General features: G+C 73.0%; 21 protein-coding genes and 1 pseudogene. 10 read left to right on the top strand and 12 right to left on the bottom strand.

Going from position 1 to position 22,531, the window contains the following annotated elements; all coding sequences use genetic code 11:
- Window positions 1-34: 34 nt before the first annotated feature.
- The gene (locus SMD20_RS19145) at window positions 35-769 is read right to left on the bottom strand and encodes a Mut7-C RNAse domain-containing protein (protein WP_329582806.1); all 735 of its coding nucleotides are present in this window, start codon (window positions 767-769) and stop codon (window positions 35-37) included.
- A gap of 26 nt (window positions 770-795) precedes the next feature.
- Here SMD20_RS19145 and SMD20_RS19140 point away from each other — a divergent pair, with 26 nt between their 5' ends.
- Complete coding sequence (locus SMD20_RS19140; RefSeq protein WP_329582803.1) at window positions 796-1,701, top strand: TAXI family TRAP transporter solute-binding subunit; 906 nt, start codon at window positions 796-798, stop codon at window positions 1,699-1,701.
- Here SMD20_RS19140 and SMD20_RS19135 read toward each other — a convergent pair.
- Window positions 1,692-2,606 (bottom strand): helix-turn-helix domain-containing protein, encoded by a 915-nt coding sequence (locus SMD20_RS19135; RefSeq protein WP_329582800.1) that lies wholly within the window; start codon window positions 2,604-2,606, stop codon window positions 1,692-1,694. The genes SMD20_RS19140 and SMD20_RS19135 overlap by 10 nt on opposite strands.
- Window positions 2,607-2,711: 105 nt before the next feature.
- Between SMD20_RS19135 and SMD20_RS19130 the strand changes: the two genes are divergently transcribed.
- Complete coding sequence (locus SMD20_RS19130) at window positions 2,712-4,235, top strand: MFS transporter (protein ID WP_329582797.1); 1,524 nt, start codon at window positions 2,712-2,714, stop codon at window positions 4,233-4,235.
- On the opposite strand, the gene SMD20_RS19125 is transcribed toward SMD20_RS19130, so the two are convergent.
- From SMD20_RS19125 to SMD20_RS19100, 6 genes are all read right to left on the bottom strand, one after another.
- On the bottom strand, window positions 4,199-5,515 hold the full coding sequence (locus SMD20_RS19125) for a sensor histidine kinase (RefSeq protein ID WP_329582795.1): 1,317 nt from the start codon (window positions 5,513-5,515) through the stop codon (window positions 4,199-4,201). The genes SMD20_RS19130 and SMD20_RS19125 overlap by 37 nt on opposite strands.
- Window positions 5,515-6,177, bottom strand: a complete 663-nt coding sequence (locus SMD20_RS19120; protein WP_329582793.1) for a response regulator transcription factor — start codon at window positions 6,175-6,177, stop codon at window positions 5,515-5,517. Before SMD20_RS19120 ends, SMD20_RS19125 begins: the two co-directional genes overlap by 1 nt.
- Window positions 6,178-6,201: 24 nt before the next feature.
- Entirely contained in the window at window positions 6,202-7,512 is a 1,311-nt protein-coding gene (locus tag SMD20_RS19115) for an MFS transporter (RefSeq protein ID WP_329582790.1), read from the bottom strand.
- 126 nt (window positions 7,513-7,638) lie between these two features.
- Window positions 7,639-9,936, bottom strand: coding sequence for a protein kinase domain-containing protein (locus SMD20_RS19110; protein ID WP_329582787.1), 2,298 nt, complete (start codon window positions 9,934-9,936; stop codon window positions 7,639-7,641).
- Window positions 9,937-9,976: 40 nt separating this feature from the next.
- Window positions 9,977-10,951 carry a GNAT family N-acetyltransferase gene (locus tag SMD20_RS19105; protein WP_329582784.1) on the bottom strand — a complete coding sequence of 325 codons (975 nt, stop codon included), beginning with the start codon at window positions 10,949-10,951 and terminating at the stop codon, window positions 9,977-9,979.
- Window positions 10,952-11,002: 51 nt separating this feature from the next.
- Window positions 11,003-11,248, bottom strand: coding sequence for a DUF2630 family protein (locus tag SMD20_RS19100; protein ID WP_329582781.1), 246 nt, complete (start codon window positions 11,246-11,248; stop codon window positions 11,003-11,005).
- Window positions 11,249-11,507: 259 nt separating this feature from the next.
- Between SMD20_RS19100 and leuA the strand changes: the two genes are divergently transcribed.
- Window positions 11,508-13,214: a 2-isopropylmalate synthase gene (leuA, locus tag SMD20_RS19095; protein ID WP_329582779.1), complete on the top strand. Its 1,707-nt coding sequence runs from the start codon at window positions 11,508-11,510 to the stop codon at window positions 13,212-13,214.
- Between the two features lie 63 nt (window positions 13,215-13,277).
- Here the strand turns inward: leuA and SMD20_RS19090 are convergent, their stop codons facing one another.
- The 3 genes from SMD20_RS19090 to SMD20_RS19080 all read right to left on the bottom strand — a co-directional run bounded on the left by SMD20_RS19090 (window position 13,278) and on the right by SMD20_RS19080 (window position 15,037).
- Window positions 13,278-13,490 (bottom strand): DUF397 domain-containing protein, encoded by a 213-nt coding sequence (locus SMD20_RS19090; protein WP_329582775.1) that lies wholly within the window; start codon window positions 13,488-13,490, stop codon window positions 13,278-13,280.
- Window positions 13,478-14,302, bottom strand: a complete 825-nt coding sequence (locus tag SMD20_RS19085; RefSeq protein WP_329582773.1) for a helix-turn-helix domain-containing protein — start codon at window positions 14,300-14,302, stop codon at window positions 13,478-13,480. The genes SMD20_RS19090 and SMD20_RS19085 overlap by 13 nt, the downstream gene beginning before the upstream one ends.
- 165 nt (window positions 14,303-14,467) lie before the next feature.
- Window positions 14,468-15,037, bottom strand: coding sequence for a dihydrofolate reductase family protein (locus SMD20_RS19080; RefSeq protein ID WP_329582770.1), 570 nt, complete (start codon window positions 15,035-15,037; stop codon window positions 14,468-14,470).
- A gap of 159 nt (window positions 15,038-15,196) precedes the next feature.
- Between SMD20_RS19080 and SMD20_RS19075 the strand changes: the two genes are divergently transcribed.
- The 4 genes and pseudogenes from SMD20_RS19075 to SMD20_RS19060 all read left to right on the top strand — a co-directional run bounded on the left by SMD20_RS19075 (window position 15,197) and on the right by SMD20_RS19060 (window position 19,533).
- Window positions 15,197-16,594: an MFS transporter gene (locus tag SMD20_RS19075; RefSeq protein WP_329582768.1), complete on the top strand. Its 1,398-nt coding sequence runs from the start codon at window positions 15,197-15,199 to the stop codon at window positions 16,592-16,594.
- Window positions 16,591-17,351: pseudogene (locus SMD20_RS19070) on the top strand (PEP/pyruvate-binding domain-containing protein); the annotation flags it as partial. The gene SMD20_RS19075 and the pseudogene SMD20_RS19070, both read left to right, overlap by 4 nt.
- Window positions 17,352-17,402: 51 nt before the next feature.
- Window positions 17,403-18,932, top strand: a complete 1,530-nt coding sequence (locus SMD20_RS19065) for a PEP-utilizing enzyme (protein WP_329592602.1) — start codon at window positions 17,403-17,405, stop codon at window positions 18,930-18,932.
- A 10-nt stretch (window positions 18,933-18,942) separates the two neighbouring features.
- A complete protein-coding gene (locus SMD20_RS19060) occupies window positions 18,943-19,533 on the top strand; it encodes a TetR/AcrR family transcriptional regulator (RefSeq protein ID WP_329582765.1) in 591 nt (196 codons plus the stop codon).
- A 24-nt stretch (window positions 19,534-19,557) separates the two neighbouring features.
- Here SMD20_RS19060 and SMD20_RS19055 read toward each other — a convergent pair whose 3' ends face one another.
- A complete protein-coding gene (locus SMD20_RS19055; protein WP_329582762.1) occupies window positions 19,558-20,259 on the bottom strand; it encodes a TetR/AcrR family transcriptional regulator in 702 nt (233 codons plus the stop codon).
- A gap of 118 nt (window positions 20,260-20,377) precedes the next feature.
- Here SMD20_RS19055 and SMD20_RS19050 point away from each other — a divergent pair, with 118 nt between their 5' ends.
- From SMD20_RS19050 to SMD20_RS19040, 3 genes are read left to right on the top strand one after another with little or no spacing between them, the layout of a single operon-like run.
- Entirely contained in the window at window positions 20,378-20,731 is a 354-nt protein-coding gene (locus tag SMD20_RS19050; protein ID WP_329582760.1) for a YrdB family protein, read from the top strand.
- A gap of 2 nt (window positions 20,732-20,733) precedes the next feature.
- Complete coding sequence (locus SMD20_RS19045) at window positions 20,734-21,645, top strand: NAD-dependent epimerase/dehydratase family protein (RefSeq protein WP_329582757.1); 912 nt, start codon at window positions 20,734-20,736, stop codon at window positions 21,643-21,645.
- Window positions 21,642-22,529, top strand: coding sequence for a Gfo/Idh/MocA family protein (locus SMD20_RS19040; RefSeq protein WP_329582754.1), 888 nt, complete (start codon window positions 21,642-21,644; stop codon window positions 22,527-22,529). The genes SMD20_RS19045 and SMD20_RS19040 overlap by 4 nt, the downstream gene beginning before the upstream one ends.
- Window positions 22,530-22,531: the final 2 nt, after the last annotated feature.

Genomic DNA, 22,531 nt, shown 5'->3' with positions numbered 1-22,531 from the left:
ATCAGGCCGCTGGAGCTCCGGCCAACCGGAAACGTCAACCCGGTGTCGTGCCGCCGGTCCAGGCGAGGGCCGAGCGCACGATCTCCTCCAGCCGGCCGCTGTGGGCGCCGCGCCAGTAGACCTGGCCGCAGTCGCGGCAGCGGCCGTAGGCGTCGTAGCTGCGTCTCGTGCCCGACTCCAGCTGCCGGGAGATCTCCTGCTTGTCGACCGGGTCCAGCTCGCCGTTGCAGGCCGTGCAGCGCGACCACGGGCGCAGGGGCGGCGAGAAACGGTCGAGGAGGTCGTGCAGCTGGTCGGCGGGGTCGGAGCCGCGGACGTACGCGCCGAGCCACAGCGCGCGGCGGCGCAGCAGGCCGCGGTCCTGGGTGAGCAGCACGCGGCGCTCCGCGTTGGCCTGCGCCACGAGCGAGGGGTCGTCCATGTCGTTGTGGTAGGCGGCGTCGACGCCGAGCAGGCGCAGGCGGCGGGCCAGCGTGCCGAGGTGCACGTCCAGCAGGAAACGGGGGTCGTCGGGCAGGCGCTGGGGCCGGGGCTTGGGCGGGACCTCCGCCACGTCCCCGGGCGCGAGCTGGTAGGAGAAGGGCACCGGACGGCCGGCCACGGTGAGCTGGCCCACCTCGGTCAGCGGGACGCCGGTCGACTCCACGTGATGGCCCAGGGTGGAGGTGCCGTCCGGCGTCACCTCGTGCCACTCCTGGCGGCGGCTCACGGGCAGGAACATCCTCAGCTCTGGGGCGATGCGCAGGCGAGCGGTGGTCACAAGGTCCATTCTGCTCCGGCGGATACCGTGAGTTCATGTCCATTACCCGCCGGTCGCTGCTCGCGCTGCCCCTGGTGGCGGCCGCCTGCTCGGGCGGCGGCCCGCCCGAGGCCGAGCTGCGGCTGGTCACGGGGCAGACCGGCGGCGCGTACGGGCAGCTCGGCGACCGCCTGGCCGGGGAGCTGCGGCGGGACGGGCTCCGCGTACGGGTGCTGTCCACCGCGGCCAGCGTGCAGAACCTGACGATGATGGCCGACGGGCGGGCCGACGTCGGCTTCGCGCTGGCCGACACCGCCGACGACGCGATCCGGGTACGCCACCAGGCGGTCGCGGCGCTCGGCCGCGTCTACATGAACTACGTCCACCTTGTTGTGCCCGCCGGCTCCGGGATCGTCGCCGTCGGCGGCCTCGCCGGGCGCAGGGTCGCGATCGGGGCGGAGGGGTCGGGCACCGCGGTGACCGCCACCCGCGTGCTCGCCGCGGCCGGGCTCGCCCGCCCGCCCGAGCTCGTCCGGCTGGAGCTGGACGCGTCCATCGCGGCGCTGCGGGCCGGGGAGGTGGACGCGTTCTTCTGGTCCGGCGGGGTGCCGACGCCCGCGCTGGAGGCGGCCGGCGGGATCCGGCTCGTGCCGCTTGACCCCATGGTGACGGTGCTGCGGCGGGAGTTCGGGCCCGTGTACGAGCACGGCACCGTCCCCGCCGGCGCGTACGGCGCGGCGGGGCCGGTGGCCACCATCGGGACGCCCAGCTACCTGATGTGCCGGGCCTCGCTGGGGGAGGACGTGGCGTACACGGTGGTCGAGACGGTGTTCCGGGCCCGCGACCGGCTCCAGGCGCCGTCCGCGCCCGGCGGGCGGCTCGACCCGCGGTACGCCATCGGCACCGGCGTGGTGCCGCTGCACCCGGGCGCGATCCGGTACTACCGCTCGGTCTACGGCTGAAGTCCTTCTGAGAAGGAGAGAGGAGCTGGGCTGAGCTGAGGTCCTTCCAGGCCGGTGTCCAGCCGGGCCCGGCTCTGATGGGCCAGGATGCGCAGGGCGTCGGCGGAGCCCGGGTCGTCCGGGGTGTAGATCTCCAGCCGGTGGTCCGGGCTGTCGGGCTGGAGCCAGACCTGGTAGGTGACGCTCACGGCGCCGACGGTGGGGTGCCGCAGGCGCATGGCACCCATGGTGCAGTCGGCGACCTCGCCGGCCGCCCACATCGTCGCGAACGTGTCGCTGCGCATCGTGAGCTCGCCGATCAGCTCCGCCAGGCGCGCGTCCGTGGGGAATCGCCCCGCGGTGAGCCGGAGGTAGGCGACGTGGACGCGGGCGAGCTCGTCCCAGTTGCGGTGCAGGTCGCGGGTGAGCGGATCGAGGAAGAACATCCGCGGGACGGACGGGCGGCGCGCCGGGTCCCGCGGCGCGTCGAAGGGGAGGTGCTCGGCGACGAGCGCGTGACCGGCGCGGTTCCAGGCGAGCACGTCGCCCCGGCGGCCGAGCACGATCGCCGGCGTCGCGTCCGCCAGAGCGCGCAGGAGCGCGAGGACCCGCGGGTGCGGCTCCTCCGGGGGCGGTTCCGAGAGACCGGGCCGCGCGGGTTGCCTGGCGAGGTTGTGCAGGTGGACGGTCTCGACCGGGTCGAGCCGCAGCACCCGCGCCAGCGCGTCGAGCACCTGCTCGGAGGCGGTTTCCGCGTGTCCCTGCTCCAGGCGCGTGTAGTAGCCGACGCTCACCCCCGCGAGCTGGGCGAGCTCTTCGCGCCGCAGGCCGGGAACCCGGCGGGCGGTCCCGAAGGTGCGCAGGCCGATCGCGGCCGGTGTCACCTGGTCACGCCGGCTCTTCAGAAAGGCTCCAAGGGTCTCCACGCCGTCGATCGTAGGCTGAGCGGGCGCCCTGGAGGGTGTCCCTGTCAAGTGCACCCACGACAGGGGGATGGTTGCCGACTCCCCTCCTGGCGGACCGTCGATGCCATGTCTCGACAGCACGCGCACACCTCGCTGGGGCCGCGGGCCTGGCTCGGCCTGGTGGTGATCCTCGGGCCCGTCCTGCTGGTCTCCATGGACGGGTCCATCCTCTTCCTGGCGATGCCCCGGATCAGCCAGGACCTCACGCCGACCGCCGACCAGGCCCTGTGGATCCTCGACGTCTACGGCTTCGCCGTCGGCTCCCTGCTGATCGCGTTCGGCAACCTCGGCGACCGGTACGGCCGGTTGAAGCTGCTCGTCATCGGCGCGACGGCGTTCGGGATCGGCTCGGCGGGAGCGGCGTTCGCGCCCGGCCCCGAGCTGCTGATCGCCGCCCGCGCGCTGATGGGGGTGGCGGGCGCCACGCTGCTGCCGTCGGCCCTGGCGGTGCTGAGCGAGCTGTTCGCCGATCCGCGGCGGCGGGCGCAGGCCGTCGGCATCTTCGCCGCGGCGTTCGCGGCCGGGTTCGCCATCGGCCCGGTCGTCGGCGGGATCCTGCTGGAACGGTTCTGGTGGGGCTCGGTCTTCCTGATCAACCTTCCCGTCGTCGCCCTGTTCCTGCTCCTCGCGCCGACGCTGTTGCGCGAGGTCCCCGCGGCTCGCCCGGACCGCCTCGACGCGCTCAGCGTCGTGAGCTCCGCGGCCGGTCTCCTGCTCGTCATCTACGCGCTCAAGCACGCCGCCGCCGAAGGTCCGTCGGTCGTCGCGGTCGTGCCGGGGATCGCGGGACTGGCGCTGCTGGCGTGGTTCGCCCGCAGGCAGCGCGGCCTCCGGCACCCGTTGGTGGACTTCTCGCTCTTCCGCGACCGGGTCTTCACGGTGGCGATCATCACGGGGCTGCTGCCGCTGGCGGCATGGTCGGCTACCGCGTACCTGGCGGGCGTCTACCTGCAGTCCGTGCTCGGCCTGCCCGTCCTGAGCGCGGCCCTTCTCGCGCTTCCCGGCGCCGTGGTCCTCACCGTCAGCTGCGTCGTCACGCCTCTCGTGGTCGAGCGCGTCGGGAAGCGCGCCGCCCTCGCCGTCTGCCACCTCTCCATCGCGGCCGGCCTGCTGCTCCTGCTGCCCACGGCTGTCACGGGCGGGACGGGCTGGTACGTCGCCTCCACGGTCGTCGCGGGCGTCGGCTACGGCATCTGCTTCAGCGTCGTCGCCGACACCGCCGTCGGCGCCGTCCCCGCGGCCCGAGCGGGCTCGGCGGGCGCGATCGCGGAGACCAGCAACGAGCTGGGCAACGCCCTCGGCATCGCGCTCCTCGGCTCGCTCGCCGCCTTGGTCTTCCGCCTTCAGGGGCCGGACCTGGCGCCCACCCTCGGCGAAACCCTCCAGCTTCCCGATCTCGCGGCCGCGGCGGCCGCGGAGGCGAAGACGGCCTTCGTGACCGGCCTGCACGTGGCCGCCGTCGTGGCCGCCGTCCTCCACCTGGCACTCGGCGTCTTCGCTCTCCGCCGGCTCCCCGGATCGGCGCAGACCGGCCCCAGAATCCGACACGAAGGTCATGAGGGGAGACGGAGCTCCACGGTCAGGCCGTGAGGGGTGGTGGGCAGGAGGTGGAGGGCGCCGCCGCAGGCGCGGGCCAGCTCGGCGGCGATGGCCAGGCCGAGCCCGCTCCCCGGCACGTTCGCGTGCGAGCCCGCCCGCCAGAAGCGCCCCAGCGCCTCGGACCGCTCCTCCTCGCCCAGCCCCGGCCCGTCGTCGGCCACCCGCAGCACCCCGTCGGCCAGGGTGACGGTCACGGTCCCGCCCTCGGGGACGAACTTCTGCGCGTTGTCCAGCGCGATGTCGGCGATCCTGGCCGCCGCCTCCGGCACCTCGCCGTGCTCGGGGGCCACCAGGGCGAGCCCCTTGGCCGCGTACACCTCACGCCAGACCGCGAGGCGTGGCCCCAGCGGGACCGGCCGGGGTTCCAGGCCCGCTCCGGCCTCCACCCTGGCCAGCGTCAGCAGGTCCTCCACCAGCAGCGCCAGCCGGTCCAGCTCGGCCATCGCCTCCGCGTACTCGGCCGTGCCCTCGGCCTTCAGATGCGGCTCCAGGTTCTCCAGCCGCAGCCCCAGCACGGTGAGCGGGGTGCGCAGCTCGTGCGAGGCGTCGGCGACGAACGCCCGCTGCCGCTCCATCGCCCCTGCCACGGCGTCGGCCATCGCGTTGAAGCGCTCCTCCAGCCGCCGCAGCTCCGACGGCCCGGCCCCCGGATGCGCCCGCGCGTCGAGCCGGCCCCGGGCGATGGCCCGGGTGGTGCGGTCCAGCTCGGTGACCGGGCGCAGGATCCAGCGGGCCAGCCGCCGCGCCACCAGCGCGCCGAGCCCGAGCGCGGCCAGCGCGCCGAGCGCCAGCGCGCCCCACACCAGCGACACGTCCAGCCGGGCGCGGCCCGCCGGGGCCTGGAGCAGCACCACGCCCGAGAGCTGCGCGTCCCGCCCGGCGGGCTCGGCCAGCAGCGCGTACGCCGGCCCGAACGGCGTCGTCATCGGCAGGTCCTCGGTGGTACGGCCGGACAGCGCCAGACGGGTGGCGTCGCGGTCGTCGGCGGAGAAGGAGCCGGCGGTGAAGCGGACCGAGCCGTCCCGGTCGCGGACGCGGACCGCCGCACCGTACAGGTCGGCGTAGCGGCGCACCTCCTCGGCCAGGCCCGCGTAGTCGCCCTCGCGCGCCGCCTGGTCGGCCAGCTCGGCGAAGCGGGTGGCGTCGGCGCGGCGGTCGAGGAGCAGCCGGTTGGTCCGGTGGGAGGCGTACGCCCAGCCGAGCGGCACCGCCAGCGCCGCGATGAGGATCGCGATCAGAGCGGTGAACGTGACCACCAGCCGCGCGTTCATCAGGCGGAGCCCAGCCGGTAGCCCGTGCCCCGCAGGGTCTCCACCAGCCCCGGCCGGCCCGTCTTGGCGCGCAGCCCCGCCACGTGCACGTCCAGCGACCGCGACGCCGACAGCAGCGGATCGCCCCACACCTCGTCGAGGATCTCCTCCCGGCTGCGCACCACGCCGGGCTCCCTGGCCAGCAGCGCCAGCACGTCGAACTCCCGCCGGGTCAGCGTCACCGCCTCCCCGGCCACCGTCACCTGCCGCGTCTCCAGGTCGATGCGCACGTCGCCGACGTGCACCACGTCGTCGCGGTGCGGCAGCGGGCGGGTGCCGCGCCGCACGACCGCCTCCATGCGGGCCATCAGCTCCGCCGTACGGAACGGCTTGACCAGGTAGTCGTCGGCCCCCGAGCGCAGGCCGCGCAGCACCTCGCGCTCCTCGGTGCGGGCGGTCACCACGATCAGCGGCACGGCCGACACCCGGCGCAGGCGGCGCAGCACGTCGAGGCCGTCCATGTCGGGCAGACCCAGGTCGAGCAGGACGAAGTCGACGCCCCCCGCCAGGCGGAGGGCGTCGACGGCCAGACCCGCCCGCGTCACCCGGTGGCCGTGCCGGGCGAGCGCCGTCGTCAGCGCGGCGGCCAGCCGGTCATCGTCCTCGACCAGCAGAACTCGCATGCCGCCAGGGTAGACGCGCGCGGGCTATACCCGTTCCGGGACGGCCCCCGCCGTCTGCTCGGCCCGCGACAGGGCCGCGTCCCTGGTCTCGCGCATGAACAGGTAGACGATGAGCGAGACCGCGGCGCAACCGGCGACGTACCAGAAGAAACCGGACTCCATCTTCGCGTCCTTGAACCACAGCGCCACGTACTCGGCGGTGCCGCCGAACAGCGCGTTCGCGATCGCGTACGGCAGCGCCACCCCGAGCGCCCGCACCCCGGTCGGGAACAGCTCGGCCTTCACCACCGCGTTGATCGAGGTGTAGCCGGTGACGATCACCAGCCCGGTCAGCGACAGCGCCAGCGCCCCGCCGAACCCGCTCGCCCCGCCGAGCGCCGTCATCAGCGGCACCGTCCCCAGCATCGACCCGATCCCGAACGTGATCAGCAGCGGCCGCCGCCCGATCCGGTCCGACAGCGCCCCCGCCAGCGGCTGCAGGCACATGAAGACGAACAGCGCGCAGAAGCTCACCAGCGTGGCCGTCTCCTTCGGCAGGCCCGCCGTGTTGGACAGGTATTTGGTGAGGTACGTCGTGTAGGTGTAGTACGCCACCGTGCCGCCCATCGTCAGGGCGATCACCAGCAGCGCCTCCCTCTTGTGGGCGAGCAGCCCCCGGATCGTCCCCCGGTCCGAGCTCTCCTCGGCGTGCCGCTCCTCGTCGTACGCCTCGGTCTCCAGCAGGCTCCGCCGCAGGTAGAACACGACCGCGGCGGCCAGCGCGCCGACGACGAACGGGATGCGCCAGCCGTAGGAGCTGAGCGCCTCCTTCGACATCGTGTTCTGCAGGATGATCTGCAGGCCGAGGCCGACGAGCTGGCCGGCGGTCATGGAGACGTACTGGAAGCTGGAGGCCAGGCCGCGGCGGCCGCGCGGGGTCGCCTCCGTGAGGTACGTGGCGCTGGCGGCGTACTCGCCGCCCACCGACAGGCCCTGGAGCAGCCGGGCGACGACCAGCACCAGCGCGCCGAAGTAGCCGACCGACTCGTACGTCGGCGCGATCGCGATCAGCAGGGCGCTGGCCGACATCAGCGTGACGGTCAGCGTGAGCGCCGCCTTGCGGCCCCGGCGGTCGGCGTATCGGCCGAGCAGCCAGCCGCCGAGCGGGCGCATGAAGAAGCCGACGGCGAAGATGGCCGCGGTGTTGAGCAGCTTGGCCGTGTCGTCGCCCTCCGGGAAGAAGGACGCGGCGAAGTAGACGGCGAAGCTGCTGTAGACGAACCAGTCGTACCACTCGACCAGGTTGCCGACCGAGCCGCCGACCACCGCCTTCCACGGCACACGGGGTTTGCTCACTTGGGGACCTCCAGGGGGCTGGGGGAGTACGTGCAGGTCAGAGCCTCACCCCAGGAAGGAGCCCGGACAAGGTGGAGGGGCCGAGATCTAACGTCCGCTTAACATCGGCGCCTTCCGGCGGAAACGTCAGCGCAACGGCGGATTCGCCAGCTTCGCCCGCTCCAGAGCGAGCTCCGCCCACCACGTGCCCGCCTCCGGCGCGACGACGCCCCACTCGGGGTCCTTGTCGCCCTTCGTGCCGCGCCGGCAGCGGCCGCTGGAGGTGCCGGGACGGGCGATCCACAGGTAGGCGTCGGCCAGCTCCTCGCCGGTCTCGGTCGTGGGACGGTCGCCGACGCCCCTGCCCGGCGGGTTGCACCAGGTCTGCGGGTCCGCGTAGTGCTTGTCCGGCGCCCAGGAGCCCCGGCCGTTGCGGGCGGTGTCGACGACGAAGTGCGGCAGCGCGGCCAGGTCCACCGGCGCGTCGAGCGGGCAGTCGGAACGGCCGGCGCGGCGCAGGGCGATGCAGGCCGAGAGCTGTTTGCCGTACCCGACGGCTTTCGCGGTGTGCTGGAAGGCGGCGGCGTTGACGAAGAAGCCGTCGGTCTCGCCGACGCCCGCCTTGAGCAGGCGCTCGGCCATGATCTCGGTGCCGGGGTAGAGGTCCTGGGCGCCGTCGAGGTAGACGGCGGTGCGCGGGTTCGCCTTGAGCGCGCGGGCCGCCTCGCGCAGGGCCGCGTAGCGCTGGTCGGGGGAGCCCTGCGGGTCGCAGTTCTTCGTGCCGGGCAGCTTGACCAGGCTGCCCGGCTCCAGGACCACCACGGCCGGGGACGGGCCGATCTGGCCGGCGATCCCCTTGATCCAGCTCTGGTACGACTCCAGCTCCGCCGGGGTTGCGGGACGGCACTGGTCGCTGCCGGGCAGGTAGTTGACCAGGAACACCGGGACCCCGCCCTCGGCGTTGTCCACGGCTTGGGCCACCTTGTCGCGTACCTCTGGGTTGCCGAGGCGGATGGCGTGCGGGACCTTCGACAGCTTGTCCATCAGGGCGGCGTCCTGGGGGCGGTCCTTCTGCCAGAGGGTCGCCTGGTCGGCGGCGTAGGGCTCCCGGGGGGAGTAGAAGGCGACGGGACGGGCGGCCCGCAGCGGGTTCCCGTTCTCCGGCGCGGTGGCCGTCGCCCTGGGGGCGCTCACCTGTGAGGTTGCGCTCTCGGCGGGCGAGCCGCCGTCGCCGCCGGGCCCGGTCATCCCGTTCCACACGAGCGCCGCCGTCACCCCGACCACTGCCACCGTCGCCGCCGCCGCTCCCGCGACGACCACCCTGCCCCGCCTCCGGCCGCCACCCTCCAGGGCGGGTGCGCCGGCGGGTTGGACGGGCGCGGGGGCGGAGGCCGGCTGGGTGGGGTCCGAGGGCGCCAGGCTCGGCTCCGTCCCACCCGCCCGCTCGCGGTCCGTTACGCCCGCTCGCTCGCGGTCCGCCGCGCCCGCCCGCTCGCGGTCCGCCGCGCCCGCCCGCTCGCGGTCCGCCGCCCCCGGCGACTCCGCCGCCCCCGGGGAGGGCGGTGGGGGAGAGGCGGGGAAGGCGTCCGCGGGCAGGGTCGAGGGGGCGGCGGCGCCGAGGCGGTCCAGGAGGTCCTGGGCCGTGGGGTTGGCGGCGCTGAGGCGGTCCAAGAGGTCCTGGGCCGTGGGGCGCTGCGCCGGGTTCTTGGTGACCGCGGCCTCGACCAGCTCCCGCAGCACCCCCGACAGCCCGTGCAGCTCCGGAGCCTCGTTCACGATGCGCAGCAGGATCGTCGGCACCGAGCCCGTACCGAACGGCGACGCCCCCGACGCCGCGAACGCCACCGTGCACCCCCACGAGAAGATGTCCGACGCGGGCCCCACCCGCGACCCCGACACCTGCTCAGGCGACATGTACGCGGGCGTCCCCACGATCGCGCTGCTCACCTCCGCCTCGGTGAAGCGCGCGATCCCGAAGTCGATGACCTTGGGCCCCACCTGAGAGAGCAGCACATTGGACGGTTTGAGATCCCGGTGCACCACGCCCGCCCCGTGGATGGCCCGCAGCGCCACCGCCATGGCCGCCGCGAGCCCGTCCAGCGCCGACCCCGTCAGGGGCCCCGACGCGCGTACGGCGTCACCGAGGCTCGGCCCTTCGACGTACTCGGTGACCAGGTAGGCGGGGTCGCCGTCCACGTCGGCGTCGAGGACCGGGGCGGTGCAGAAGCGGGCGACCCGCCGCGCCGCGGCGACCTCCCTGGCGAAGCGGCGCCGGAACTCCGGGTCCGCGCTCATCCGCGCGTTGATCAGCTTGACCGCCACCCGGGCGCCGTCCGGCGCCCGCCCGAGGTAGACGATCCCCATGCCGCCCTCGCCCAGCCGGCCCAGCAGGGTGTAGGGCCCGGCCTGGCGTGGATCCCCGTCGCGCAGCGCGTCCAAGGTCATAAACGGTCAGGGTAACCCGCCCGCCGGTGCCTGGGGAGGGTCACAGCTCAAGCCGCCAGGTGTGCCACTCGTCGAACAGCCGGAAGCCCATGGCCTCGTTGATGGCCAGCATGTGGGCGTTCGTGGTGGCGTTCCAGGTGATGACGCGGTCGAGGTGCGGCTCGCTCTCGCGCAGCCACAGCAGGTTGGCGAGCTTGACGAGCAGGCCCAGGCGGCGGCCTCGGTGCGGGCGCAGCACCACCGTGTCCGCCTGGTTCGCCCAGCCGTCGGAGCGGTCGGCCTTGATGACGATGCGGGTGAAGGCGGCGGGCGCGCCGTCGGCGACGCGGCGGGCGATCGTCGTGTAGCAGATCTGGCCCGCCTCGGCGAAGCTCCGCTCGCGCTCGCCGGCCCGCTCGGCGTCGTAGTGGCTCGCCTCGACGCCGGCGTCGCGCGGCGCGTCGTTCATGCCGTCGAACAGGGCGGCGAGGTCGTCCAGGAGCTCCGGCCCCGCCGGGCCCACCCACTGGTGGAGCGTGTAACCCTCGACCGCGGGCCTCAGCGCCTCCAGCGCCGCCGGGTCGGCCGCGCGCAGATCGAGCGTGCGGCGCGCCTCGGTGGTCGAGGGCGTCATGCCGTGCGCCCGCGCGAACCGCGCGGCCGTTCCCGTGGCCGGCGTCTCGGTGAGCAGCAGCCGGCGGCCGTGCGCGCGGGCCCGGTCCACGGCGTGCTCGAACAGCGCGGCGCCCAGTCCGCGCCCGCGCCGCTCGGGCCGCACCACCAGCGGGAACACCGACGCGGTGTGCGTGTTGTCGAGGCGCGGCAGCCCCAGGCTGTAGCCGCCGATGACCTTCCCGCCCTCGGCCGCCACCCACATCTCCACGCCCTGGCCCGGCCGTTCGGCGCCGAAGCTCACGCGGAAGCGGGGCAGGGCGAGCAGGGGGCCCGGGTCGTCGGTGTTGGCCGCCGCGAACGCGTCGTACAGGCCCGCGACCATGCCTTCGTCCTGGCCGAGATCGACCCGCTGGATGCTCATCCGGTCAGCAAAGCGCACCCCGGGCGGCTCCGGCCACCGATTTCCGCGCGGCTACTGGCGGTAGTTCTCCACCTGGCCGGCCGGGCGGACCGCGGCCTCGTCAGGGTCCTCGCCCGCGCCGCGCCGGGCCCGGCGCTGCCTCAGCAGGTCCCAGCACTGGTCGAGCGCCGTCTCCAGCTCCTTGACGCGGTTGTGCTCGTCGTCCGTCGTCACCTCGCCGTTCGAGAGCTTCTCGCGCAACTGGTGCTCCTCGTCGACCAGGGCGCTGATCCTCGTCAGAATCTCGTCATCACTCATGCGAAAACTCTAGTCCGGGCCCCCATAGCGCGGACGGGCGGAGGCGCGCTCATGGGGGAGTGAGCTCCGACACGACGTTTCTCGCGATCTGAGATAACGCACGGCGCATACCGAGACGTCTGATAGCGTGCAAGACATGCTGCGCGGGCTCCTTCTTAGCTGCCGCGGCGGGGGCCTTTAAGGCCGGCTCCCTCGCCGCGGAGCCAGTCATGCGCGTCGGCCGCTTCCTTTCCGAACCGCCCGACGAGGAGCAACGACCATGACCGCTCAGCAGCCCAGCCGGATGCCGATCCATCGCTACCAGCCGTTCCAGCCGGTCCGGCTGACCGATCGCACCTGGCCCGACAAGGTCATCACCAAGGCGCCCCGCTGGTGCGCGGTGGACCTGCGCGACGGCAACCAGGCGCTGATCGACCCGATGGACTCCCACCGCAAGCTCCAGATGTTCGAGCTGCTGGTACGCCTGGGCTACAAGGAGATCGAGGTCGGCTTCCCCGCCGCCTCGCAGACCGACTTCGACTTCGTCCGGCAGATCATCGAAGAGGGCCGCATCCCCGATGACGTCGTCATCCAGGTGCTGACCCAGGCGAGGCCCGAGCTCATCGAGCGCACCTTCGAGTCGCTGGAGGGCGCCAAGCAGGCCATCGTCCACCTCTACAACTCCACCTCCACCCTGCAGCGCCGGGTCGTCTTCGGCCAGGACAAGGAGGGCATCACCGCGATCGCCGTCGAGGGCGCCAAGCTGGTGAAGAAGCTCGCCGACGCGAGCGACGTGGAAGTCTTCTTCGAGTACTCCCCGGAGTCGTTCACCGGCACCGAGCTGGAGTACGCCGTCGAGGTCTGCGACGCCGTCAACGAGGTGTGGCAGCCCACCCCCGACCGCAAGGTCATCATCAACCTGCCCGCCACGGTCGAGATGGCCACCCCCAACGTCTACGCCGACCAGATCGAGTGGATGAGCCGCAACCTGCGCCACCGCGACTCGATCGTGCTGTCGCTGCACCCGCACAACGACCGCGGCACCGCCGTCGCCGCCGCCGAGCTCGGCTACATGGCCGGCGCCGACCGCATCGAGGGCTGCCTGTTCGGCAACGGCGAGCGCACCGGCAACGTCTGCCTGGTCACGCTCGGCATGAACCTGTTCTCCCAGGGCGTCGACCCCGAGATCGACTTCAGCGACATCGACGAGATCCGCCGCGTCACCGAATACTGCAACCAGCTTCCCGTGCACCCGCGCCACCCGTGGGGCGGCGAGCTGGTCTACACCGCCTTCTCCGGCTCCCACCAGGACGCCATCAAGAAGGGCTTCGAGCACCTGGAGCGCGACGCCGCGGCCGCCGGGACGCCGGTGGACGACTTCGCGTGGGCGGTCCCCTACCTGCCGATCGACCCGAAGGACATCGGGCGCACGTACGAGGCCGTGATCCGGGTCAACAGCCAGTCCGGCAAGGGCGGCGTGGCCTACATCATGAAGTCCGACCACCAGCTCGACCTGCCGCGCCGGCTGCAGATCGAGTTCTCCAAGGTCGTGCAGGCCCGCACCGACAGCGAGGGCGGCGAGGTCAGCCCCGCGGAGATGTACGAGATCTTCCGCGACGAATACCTCCCCAACCCCGCCAACCGCTGGGGCCGGCTGAGCCTGATGGCGCACCGCAGCGAGTCCACGGTCGACGACAAGGACCGCATCAGCGCCGACATCCGCCTCGACGGCGAGATCCGCGAGGTCGGCGGCACCGGCAACGGCCCGATCTCGGCCTTCATCGACGCGCTCGGCGGCGTCGGCATCGACGTACGGGTGCTCGACTACTCGGAGCACGCCATGAGCTCGGGCAGCGACGCCAAGGCCGCCTCCTACCTGGAGTGCGACGTCAACGGCGAGGTGCTGTGGGGCGTCGGCATCGACGCCAACACCACCACCGCCTCGCTCAAGGCCATCATCTCGGCGGTCAACCGCGCCTCCCGCTGAAACTGCAAGGGACGAGACTCCGAGAAGGTCCTGAGGACCTTCTCGGGTGATCGTTCGTCGCGGCTAGTCGAACTCACCGTCCTTCACCCCGTGGACGAAGGCGTCCCATTCGCCCGGGGTGAAGAGCAGGGCCGGGCCGGTGGGGTTCTTGCTGTCGCGGACGCCGCGGTGTCCCCCGGAGAGGGTGGCGATCTCGACGCAGTTGCCGCCGTTGCTGCCCGAGTGAGAAGACTTGGTCCACGTGGCTGCGCGGAGTTCCTGGGTCAGCTCGTCCATCGTTGCATCGTCTCCTCGATCAATCTGATGGATTCCCGTTGAGACAGAGCTTCGGAGCGGATCCCTTCGTACCTGAATGCCAGGATCCTGACGCTTTCTGGCCAATCGGTCACCTGGGCGTCGGAAGCGGCCTCGACGTACGCCATGTCAGGGGTTCCGTGTGCCTGGCTGATGGCGAAGCCGCCGAGCAGCCCCGTCGTGGAACGCGCGCTGAGCGGAAGAATCTGGATGGTGATCCGCGGTGCCGTGCCGAGTTCGGCGAGGTGCGCGAGTTGTGCGGCCATCACCGCGTGGCCGCCGATTGGGCGGTGCAGGACTCCCTCGTCGAGGACCGCCCAGAGCATCGGGGGCTTGGGCCGCCGGAGGATGGATTGGCGCTCCATGCGCGCGGTGAGGTGTTCCTCGATCTCCTGGGTCGTCACGCCGGGCTCACCGCTCAGTATCGCTCGCGCGTAGTCCTCGGTCTGGAGCAGGCCGGGAACGATCAGCGGCTCCCATGTCCGGATCGCCTCCGCGGTGGCCTCCGCGTCGAGCCAGGGCCGGAACCATGGAGGGGCCCATGCGTGGCTGACCATCGGCCAGAGCCGCATCAGCGCGCCTTCCGCTTCCAGCGCCTCGTCGCAGTGGCGGGCGAACTCCTCGGTCGGTGACCGCCTGGCCGTCTCGATCATGCTGATCGTTCCGACGGAGTAGGGCACCGCCTTCGACAGGCGGATCTGGGACCAGCCTCGGGCCTTTCGATGGCGCCGCAGTTCGAAGCCGAAGAGCGCGGTCGGCGAGTCAGAGGGGCATAGCTCGCTTTCCTTTGGCATCTGACCTCCTGGGGGGTCACCGCCGTTCCGACAGGACTTGTGTCGAAACGGTTGATGGCGTCGTGAAGTCAATCGGCTACACAATGTAGCCAAAGGTTGACGCGGAGCCGAGGGTTATCGGCTCGATCCAGTCGGGCAAGCCCGCGCTCTCCGTGCCGCGGGTGATTACTTCACGACGCGGAACCGCAGGTGCGTGACCGTGTCGGAGGCGATCACCTGCGTGCGGGTCAACTCGATGGGCGCGAGGTCGTCCAGCAGCCGGATTCCGGAGCCCAGCACGACCGGCACCAGGTTGATCAGCAGTTCGTCCAGCAGTCCGGCGCGCAGGAACTGTCGTCCTGTCCGGGCGCCCATCACGATCACGTCCTTGTCGCCGGCCACGTTCTGGGCGGCCGTCAGTGCGGCCTCGATGCCGTCGGCGACGAAGGTGAACGTCGCGCTGCTCATGACGAGCCGGTCGCGGGTCCGGTGGGTGAGGACGAAGGTCGGCGCCGGATAAGGGGTGTCCTGCCAGTGCGGCAGGCCGACGTCGAACGTACGCCTGCCGACCACGACCGCACCCACCGAAGCGGTCGTCGCGGCGAGGACCTCCTTGTCGCGCGGGTCGGGCCGGTCGGTGAACATCCACTCGTGCAGCCGCGTGCCGCCCCTGCCCATGGGATGCTCCGCTCCGACATCCGGACCGGCGACGAAGCCGTCCAGCGACATGCTCTTGTGCAGCACCACCGCACCCATCGGTACCTCCTGAACGTCGTCCTCCGGAGTTGGACCGGCCGGCCTTCCGCAACTCATCGCCGCCGAGTGCGACGGGAGCGGATATTCATGAGGTGTTGAATTCGGGCGACGGCAGATCTACTCTCTCTAGAGAACGGTTCGTTCACTAAGGGAGGCGTCATGGGGTTGGTGGTGACCGGGCTGATCCTGGCCATGCTGCTCGCGGCGCTCGATCAGACGATCATGGCTCCCGCGCTGCCCGTCGTGGCCGGTGACCTCGGCGGGCTCGACCAGATGCCCGGCGTCGTCACCGCCTACCTCGTCGCCGCCACCGTCGCCATGCCGGTCTATGGCAAGCTCGGCGACCGCTACGGCCGCAAGCCGACGCTGCAGGCCGCCGTCGTCGTGTTCGTGACCGGGGCCGTCCTGTGCGCGCTCGCCACGTCGATGCCGCAGCTCATCGTGTTCCGGGTGGTGCAGGGGCTGGGCGGCGGCGGGCTGATGATCGGCGCCCAGGCGGCCATCGGCGAGCTGGTCAGTCCGCGCGAGCGGGGGCGCTTCCTCGGCTACTTCGGCTCGGCGTACGTCGTGGCCGCCGTCGGCGGTCCGCTGATCGGCGGGTTTCTCATCGACCGGGTGAGCTGGCGGTGGATCTTCGCGATCTACCCGCCGCTCGGGCTGCTGGCGCTGGTCCTGCTCACCGTGGCGCTGCGGCTGCCGCGGCCGGAGGGCGGGCGGCGGCCCCTCGACGTGGCCGGGGCACTCGCGCTGGGCGCCCTCGTCGTGGGCGTGGTGCTGGTCGGGCAGACCCGTGAGCCGGTGTATCTGCTGGTGGCCGCGGGCGGGCTGGCCAGCTGGCTGGTCAGCGCCCGGTACGCGGCCGACCCCATCATGCCGCTGCGGCTCTTCCGTGAGCGGGCCTTCGCCGTGCCCGTGGCGATCAGCCTGCTCATCGGGTTCGCGCTGTTCGGGACGATCACGTACATGCCGGCCTACCTCCAGATCGCGCACCGCGCCGGCGCCACCCAGGCCGGGCTGCTGGTGACCGCGCTCATGGGCGGCGTGCTGGCCGCCACGATCGTGTCCGGGCGGCTGATCACCAGGACCGGCCGGTACAAACCGTTCCCCGTCGCCGGGACCGCCGTCGCGGCGGCCGGGCTCGCGCTCGTCGGGCTCACGGCCGGCTCGCCGCCCGCGCTGGCCGCGTCCATGCTGGTCACCGGGCTCGGGGTCGGCCTGGTCATGCAGGTCATGCTGCTGGCCGCGCAGAACGCCGTCCCGTACGGCGACCTCGGCACGGCCACCTCGTCGGTCACGTTCGTCCGGCAGATCGGGGCGTCGGCCGGGGTCGCGGTCGTGGGCGCCTTCATCACCCTGCGGTCCGGGATCTCCGCCACCGAGACCCCGGCCGCGCTGTCCGACGGCGTGCGCGAGTCGTTCGCGACGGCCGTGCCCCCGGTGTTCGGGGCCATGGCACCGCTGCTGGTCGTGGCGTTCGGGCTGGCGCTGGCGCTGCCGGCGCGCCCGCTCCGCACCACGGCGCACGCCGATGACATCCCCTTGAAGGAGAACACGTGAGACTCGTCGCGCCCCTGGACGCCGTCGGCCGCGCCGACCTGCCCCTGGCCGGAGGCAAGGGCGCAAACCTGGGCGAACTGATCAGGAACGGTTTCCCTGTGCCGCCCGGCTTCGTCGTCACCACGCACGCCTACGACTCGCGGGCCGGGACGGCGAGCTGCCCGGCGAGCTGCGGCGGGAGATCGCCGGCGCGTACGAGGCGCTCGGCGCCGGGCCGGTCGCCGTACGATCGAGCGCGACCGCCGAGGACCTGCCGGGAGCCGCGTTCGCCGGGCAGCAGGACACCTACCTCAACGTGGTGGGCGAGCAGGCCCTGCTCGACGCGGTACGCCGCTGCTGGGGCTCGCTCCACACCGAACGGGCCGTCGCCTACCGCGCCAGGCTCGGCATCGACGACGCCGGGGTGAGCATCGCCGTGGTCGTGCAGCGCATGGTCGAGGCGGAAACGGCGGGCGTCCTGTTCACCGCCGACCCGGTCACCGGCGACCGGGAGCGGATCGTCGTCGACGCCGGCGCCGGTCTCGGGGAGGCCGTCGTGTCGGGCCTGGTCACACCCGACCACTACGAGGTGGACCGTCAGGACCGCATCACCTACCGGCCCGGCCGGGGCGAGGTCGTCGTCCGCAGTGCTCCCGGCGGCGGCGTCGTCCACGAGACCCGCCCCGAGGACGGGACGGCACGGCTGCCGGACGCGGTCGTGGCGGAGCTGGCCGGGCTCGCCCGCAGGGTCGCCGCCCACTACGGCCGCCCCCAGGACATCGAGTGGGCCTACGCCGCCGGCCGCCTCCACCTGCTCCAGGCCCGGCCCATGACGGCCCTGCCGCCGCCCCCGCCCGGCCGGCTCAACCCGGTGCGGCGCCGGCTCACCGGCATCCTGATGGAATACCTGCCGGTCCGGCCGTACCCGATCGACATGACGACCTGGCTGCCGTACGGGCCGGCGGGGCTGATGGGCAAGGTGACCGGCGCGTTCGGGATCCGGGGCGGGTTCGAGGGGTTCCTGCGCGAGGAGGACGGCGTCGTCGTCGCGCTCGTCCCGCCGGCGCCGCGCCCGACGGCCAGGGCGCTGACCGCGCCGTTCCGTCTCGCGGCCAAGGCCAGGCGGTACGACCCCGCCCGCTGGACGGAGGACCGCCGTTTCACTGGCTACCTGGCTGCGGCGCGCGACCTGGCCGCCCTGGACCTCGGGGCGCTGCCGTGGGAGGAGCTGATCCGCGTGCCCAGGAGGGCGCTCGACCTGGTCGCCCCGGTGGCGGATCTGCGCATCGACTACCTGCCGGGCACCGGGCTCGCGCTGCTGCGCCTGCTGGTGGCCGTCAAGCTGCTGCGCCGGGGCCCGCTCTTCCCGGGCCTGCTGGCCGGCGCGGTCACCCGGACGAGCGAGACCAACCGGGCGCTGGAACGGCTGGCCGAGGTGGCCGTCCGCACCGGCGCGCTCGACGCCGACCCGAAGCCCGCCGAGTTCCTGGCCGCGTTCGAGGAGTTCCTGCGCGAGTACGGCCACCGTGAGACCGCCAGCCCCATCCTCGTCACCCCGCCCACCTGGGCGGACGCGCCGGAGACCGTGCTCGGCCTGGTCAGGATGCTGGCCGCGCACCCCGCGCCGGCGGCCGGGGAACCGGGCGACGCCCTCGACCGGCTGCTCGGCCACCCGCTCCTGCGCGCCCCCGGGCGGCGGGAGCGGATGCGGCGCTGGGTGACCGCCGCCCGCGCCGGGATCGCCTTCCGCGAGGACAGTCACTTCTTCTTCACGTTGCCGCAGCCCGTCCTGCGCCGCTCGCTCGTCGAGCTGGGCCGGCGGCTGTGCGCGGCGGGCCTGCTCGACCGCCCCGAGGACGTCTTCCACCTGCGGCTGGAGGAGCTGGAGGCGATCGGCGGCGAGGCCGCGCTGACCGGTCCTGACGGGGCCCGGCTGCGCGAGCTCGCGCGGGCGCGGGCGGCGAAGCGGGAGGAGCTGGCCGGCATACGCCTCATCGACCCCGCCGCCGTCTTCCCTCCCGCGGCGGTGGACGGGGACGCGCTGGTGACCGGAGCCCCGGCGAGCGCGGGCACCGCCACCGGACCGGTGAAGGTGATCAGGGAACCCGCCGAGTTCGGCCGGCTGGCGGCGGGCGACGTGCTCGTCTGCCCCTACACGAACCCGTCGTGGACGCCGCTGTTCCAGCGGGCCGCGGCCGTGGTCGTGGACAGCGGAGGGACGGCCTCGCACGCGGCGATCGTGGCGCGGGAGTACGGCATCCCCGCCGTCATGGGCACGGGCACCGGGACGTCCGCGCTGGAGGACGGCCAGGTCGTGACCGTGAACGGCGACGCGGGCACGGTCGTCCCCGCTGCCTAGGATGGCTGCCATGGTCACCGACCACCGCAAGCTGCCCCGCCGGAGAGGAGAGGCGCTCGACGCCGCGATCCATCGGGCGACGCTCGACGAGCTGGCCGAGAGCGGCTATGCCGGGCTCACCATGGAACGGGTGGCCGAGCGGGCGAAGGCCGGCAAGGCGTCGCTCTACCGGCGCTGGCCGTCACGCCTGGAGCTGGTGGCCGAGGCCGTGCGGACCGTCCTGCCCACGCCCGAGTCGGTCCCCGACACCGGGGAGCTGCGCGGCGACCTGATCGCCATGCTCGGTCAGGCCGCGCGCGCCCTGTCGGGGCCGGCGGGGGAGGCGCTGCGCGGGCTCCTCGGGGAGGCGCTGAGCAGTGGCTCGCAGCTCGGCGCGATGCGCAGGACGTCGCAGGGGATGGGCAGGAAGGCCATGGAGGAGGTGGTGCGGCGGGCGGTCGAGCGGGGGGAGGTCGATCCGGGCGTGGTCACCCCCAGGCGGCTGGATGCGGGGCATGCGCTGCTGCGGCACCACTTCCTCTTCAACGGCACCCCCATCCCCGACGAACTGGTGGTGCAGATCGTGGACGAAGTGCTGGTGCCGCTCTTTGAGAGAGGGTGAGGGCCACCCATCCCCTGCCGCTGCTCACACAGGGGTGAGGCCCATGGTGGTGGCGGTGAGGCGCATGGCGTGGTCGAAGGCGGCGCGGCGGTCGTCGATGACGTTGTTGAACTGGCCGAACACCTCGAAGTTGACCCACCCGTACAGCGCCGTCCACGCCGAGGCGGCCGTCCACAGGACGTCGTCCGGCACGCCGGGCATCAACTGGCGGAACGCCCCCGCCTGCGAGGCCAGCTCGGGTGGCGGCGCGGGCAGGCGGTCTGGCAGGTGCACGGCCCCGGCCCGCCAGGCGTCGGCGATGAGCCCGCCGAGCACGGTGACGTCCCGCGCCCGGGCCGCGACGGTGTCCTGAGGGGCGTGGTAGCCGGGCACGGGGGAGCCGTAGAGCAGGGCGTACTCGTGGGGGTGTGCGAGCGCCCAGTCCCGCACCGCGTGGCAGGCGGCCAGCCACCGCCCCAGGTGGTTCTCCCGGGGGCAGGCGGCCTCGCCCTGCTCGACGGCCTCGCCGAGCGCGTTGTAGCCGTCGATGATGAGGGCGGTCAGCAGGTCGTCGCGGCTCGGGAAGTAGCGGTAGATGGCCGAGGAGACCATGCCCATCTCCCGTGCCACCGCGCGCAGCGACAGCCCGCCCGCGCCCTCGGTGGCGAGCTGGCGGCGCGCGATGTCGGTGATCTCCCTGGTGAGCTCGGCCCGGACACGTTCTCTGGCGGTGCGGCTTGCGGTCATGACGGCAGGTTATCAGAGCGGTGCGAAAAAACGAGAGCACTGCTCTTGACGAACATCGCTCTTTTGAGAGAGCATTGCTCTCGTAAGCGAACGGCAGTAACAACCGCTGGAGTCCCCGATGCTCACCCTCGCCAAGCACGCCAACGCCGCCCTGATGTTCTTCCTGGAGCTGGCCGTGCTGTTCGGCGCCGGCTACTGGGGCTTCACGGTCAGCCCGAACTGGGCTCTGAAGCTGCTGGCCGGGCTCGGCGCGCCGGCGCTGTTCATCACGGCGTGGGCGCTGTTCGGCGCGAACGGCGGCGCGAACGCCGTCTACCCGCTCACGGGTCTGGCCCGCGCCGCCCTGGAGATCGTCTGGTTCGGCGGCGGCGCGCTCGCGTTCTACGCCGCCGGCGCCGCGACCCCCGCGGCCGTCCTCGCCGTCCTCTTCGTTCTGAACGCCGTCCTCCGTCTCGTCTGGAAGCAGGTTTGATCATGGGTAAGCACGTCGTCGTCGGATCCGGCCAGGTCGGCGGCCATCTGGCCGCCAAGCTCCTCGACCAGGGGCACGAGGTCGTCGTCGTCACCCGCTCCGGCCGCGGCCCGCGGGGCGCGGTCAAGGTCGCGGCCGACATCGCCGACCAGGCCAGGCTCGTCCAGGTCGCCCAGGGGGCGGACGTCCTCTACAACTGCGTCAACCCCGCCTACCACCGCTGGCTGACCGACTGGCCGCCGATGGCCGCGTCGTTCCTGGCCGCCGCCGAGGCGAGCGGCGCCGTGTACGTGATGCTCGGCAACCTCTACCCCTACGGCCCGGTCGCCGGCCCGATGACCGAGGACCTGCCGCTCGCCTCCACCGACCCCAAGTTCCGGGTACGCGCCAGAATGTGGGAGGACGCCCTCGCCGCCCACCGGGCCGGCCGGATCAGGGTCACCGAGGTGCGCGGCTCCGACTACTACGGCCCCGGCGCCACCGACCAGTCCTACCTCGGCGACCGCTTCCTCAAGCCGCTGCGCGCCGGCAAGGCCGTTCCGATCATCTGGCCGGCCGACATGCCGCACGCGTGGACGTACCTGCCGGACGTGGCCGACGCGCTCATCGTGGCCGGGGGCGACGAGCGGGCCTGGGGCCGGCCCTGGCACGTGCCGACCGCCGAGCCGCTGACCTTCCGGCAGATGGGGGAGCGGATGGCCGCCCTGCTCGGCAGGCCCGCGCCGCGGCTCGTCCAGATCCCGTGGCCGCTGCTGCGGGTGGCCGGGCTGTTCTCGCCGATGATGGGGGAGCTGGGGCACGTACGCCACCAGTTCACCGCGCCGTACGTGCTGGACTCCACGGCCTTCCAGCGGACGTTCGGCGTCGCGCCCACCCCGGTCGACGAGGCGCTGAAGGCTACGCTCGACGCGTGAAGACAGCAATCATCGGCCTGGGCGACATCGCGGAGAAGGCCTACCTGCCCGTGCTCGCCGCCCAGCCCGGCCTCGACCTGCACCTGTGCACCCGCAACACCGCCCGGCTGGACCGGCTCGGCGACGCCTACCGCGTCGCCCACCGGTCCACCAGCGTGGACGAGGTCATCAAGGCGGGGGTGGAGGCGGCGTTCGTGCACGCGGCCACCGAGGCCCATCCGGAGATCGTCGAGCCGCTGCTGGCCGCCGGAGTGCACGTCTACGTCGACAAGCCGATCGCGTACACGCTGGCCGAGTCGGAGCGCCTGGTGCGCCTGGCGCGGGCCGAGGGCAGGTCGCTCATGGTCGGCTTCAACCGCCGCCGCGCCCCCGGCTACGCCGCGCTCGCCGCGCTGCCCCGGCACCTGGTCGTCATGGAGAAGAACAGGGAGAACCACCCCGACGACCCGCGCAGGGCCGTCTTCGACGACTTCATCCACGTCGCCGACACGCTGAGGTTCCTGCTGCCCGGCCCGGTCACGGACACCACGATCAGGACCAGGGTCAGGGACGGCCGCATCGAGCACATCGTGCTGGAGCTGTCCGGCGACGGCTGCACCGCCCTCGGGATCATGAACAGGGTGAGCGGCGCGAGCGAGGAGTCCTGCGAGGTCATGGGCGACGGCGTCAAGCGGCGGGTGGTCAACCTCGGCGACGTGGTCGACTACCGCGGCGGCGAGACGCTCACGCGGCGGCCCGACTGGGTGCCGGTGTCCCGCCAGCGCGGCATCGAGCAGGTCTGCGTGGAGTTCCTGGACGCGGTCCGCGAGGGCCGGGTGCTGGACGCGGGCGACGCCCTCGCCACCCACGCCCTGTGCGAGCGGATCGTCACGCAGGCAGGCTGAGG

It is taken from the genome of Nonomuraea sp. LP-02, from assembly GCF_036289125.1.
GTDB lineage: Bacteria > Actinomycetota > Actinomycetes > Streptosporangiales > Streptosporangiaceae > Nonomuraea > Nonomuraea bangladeshensis.
This window is presented reverse-complemented; position numbering and strand designations above follow the sequence as displayed.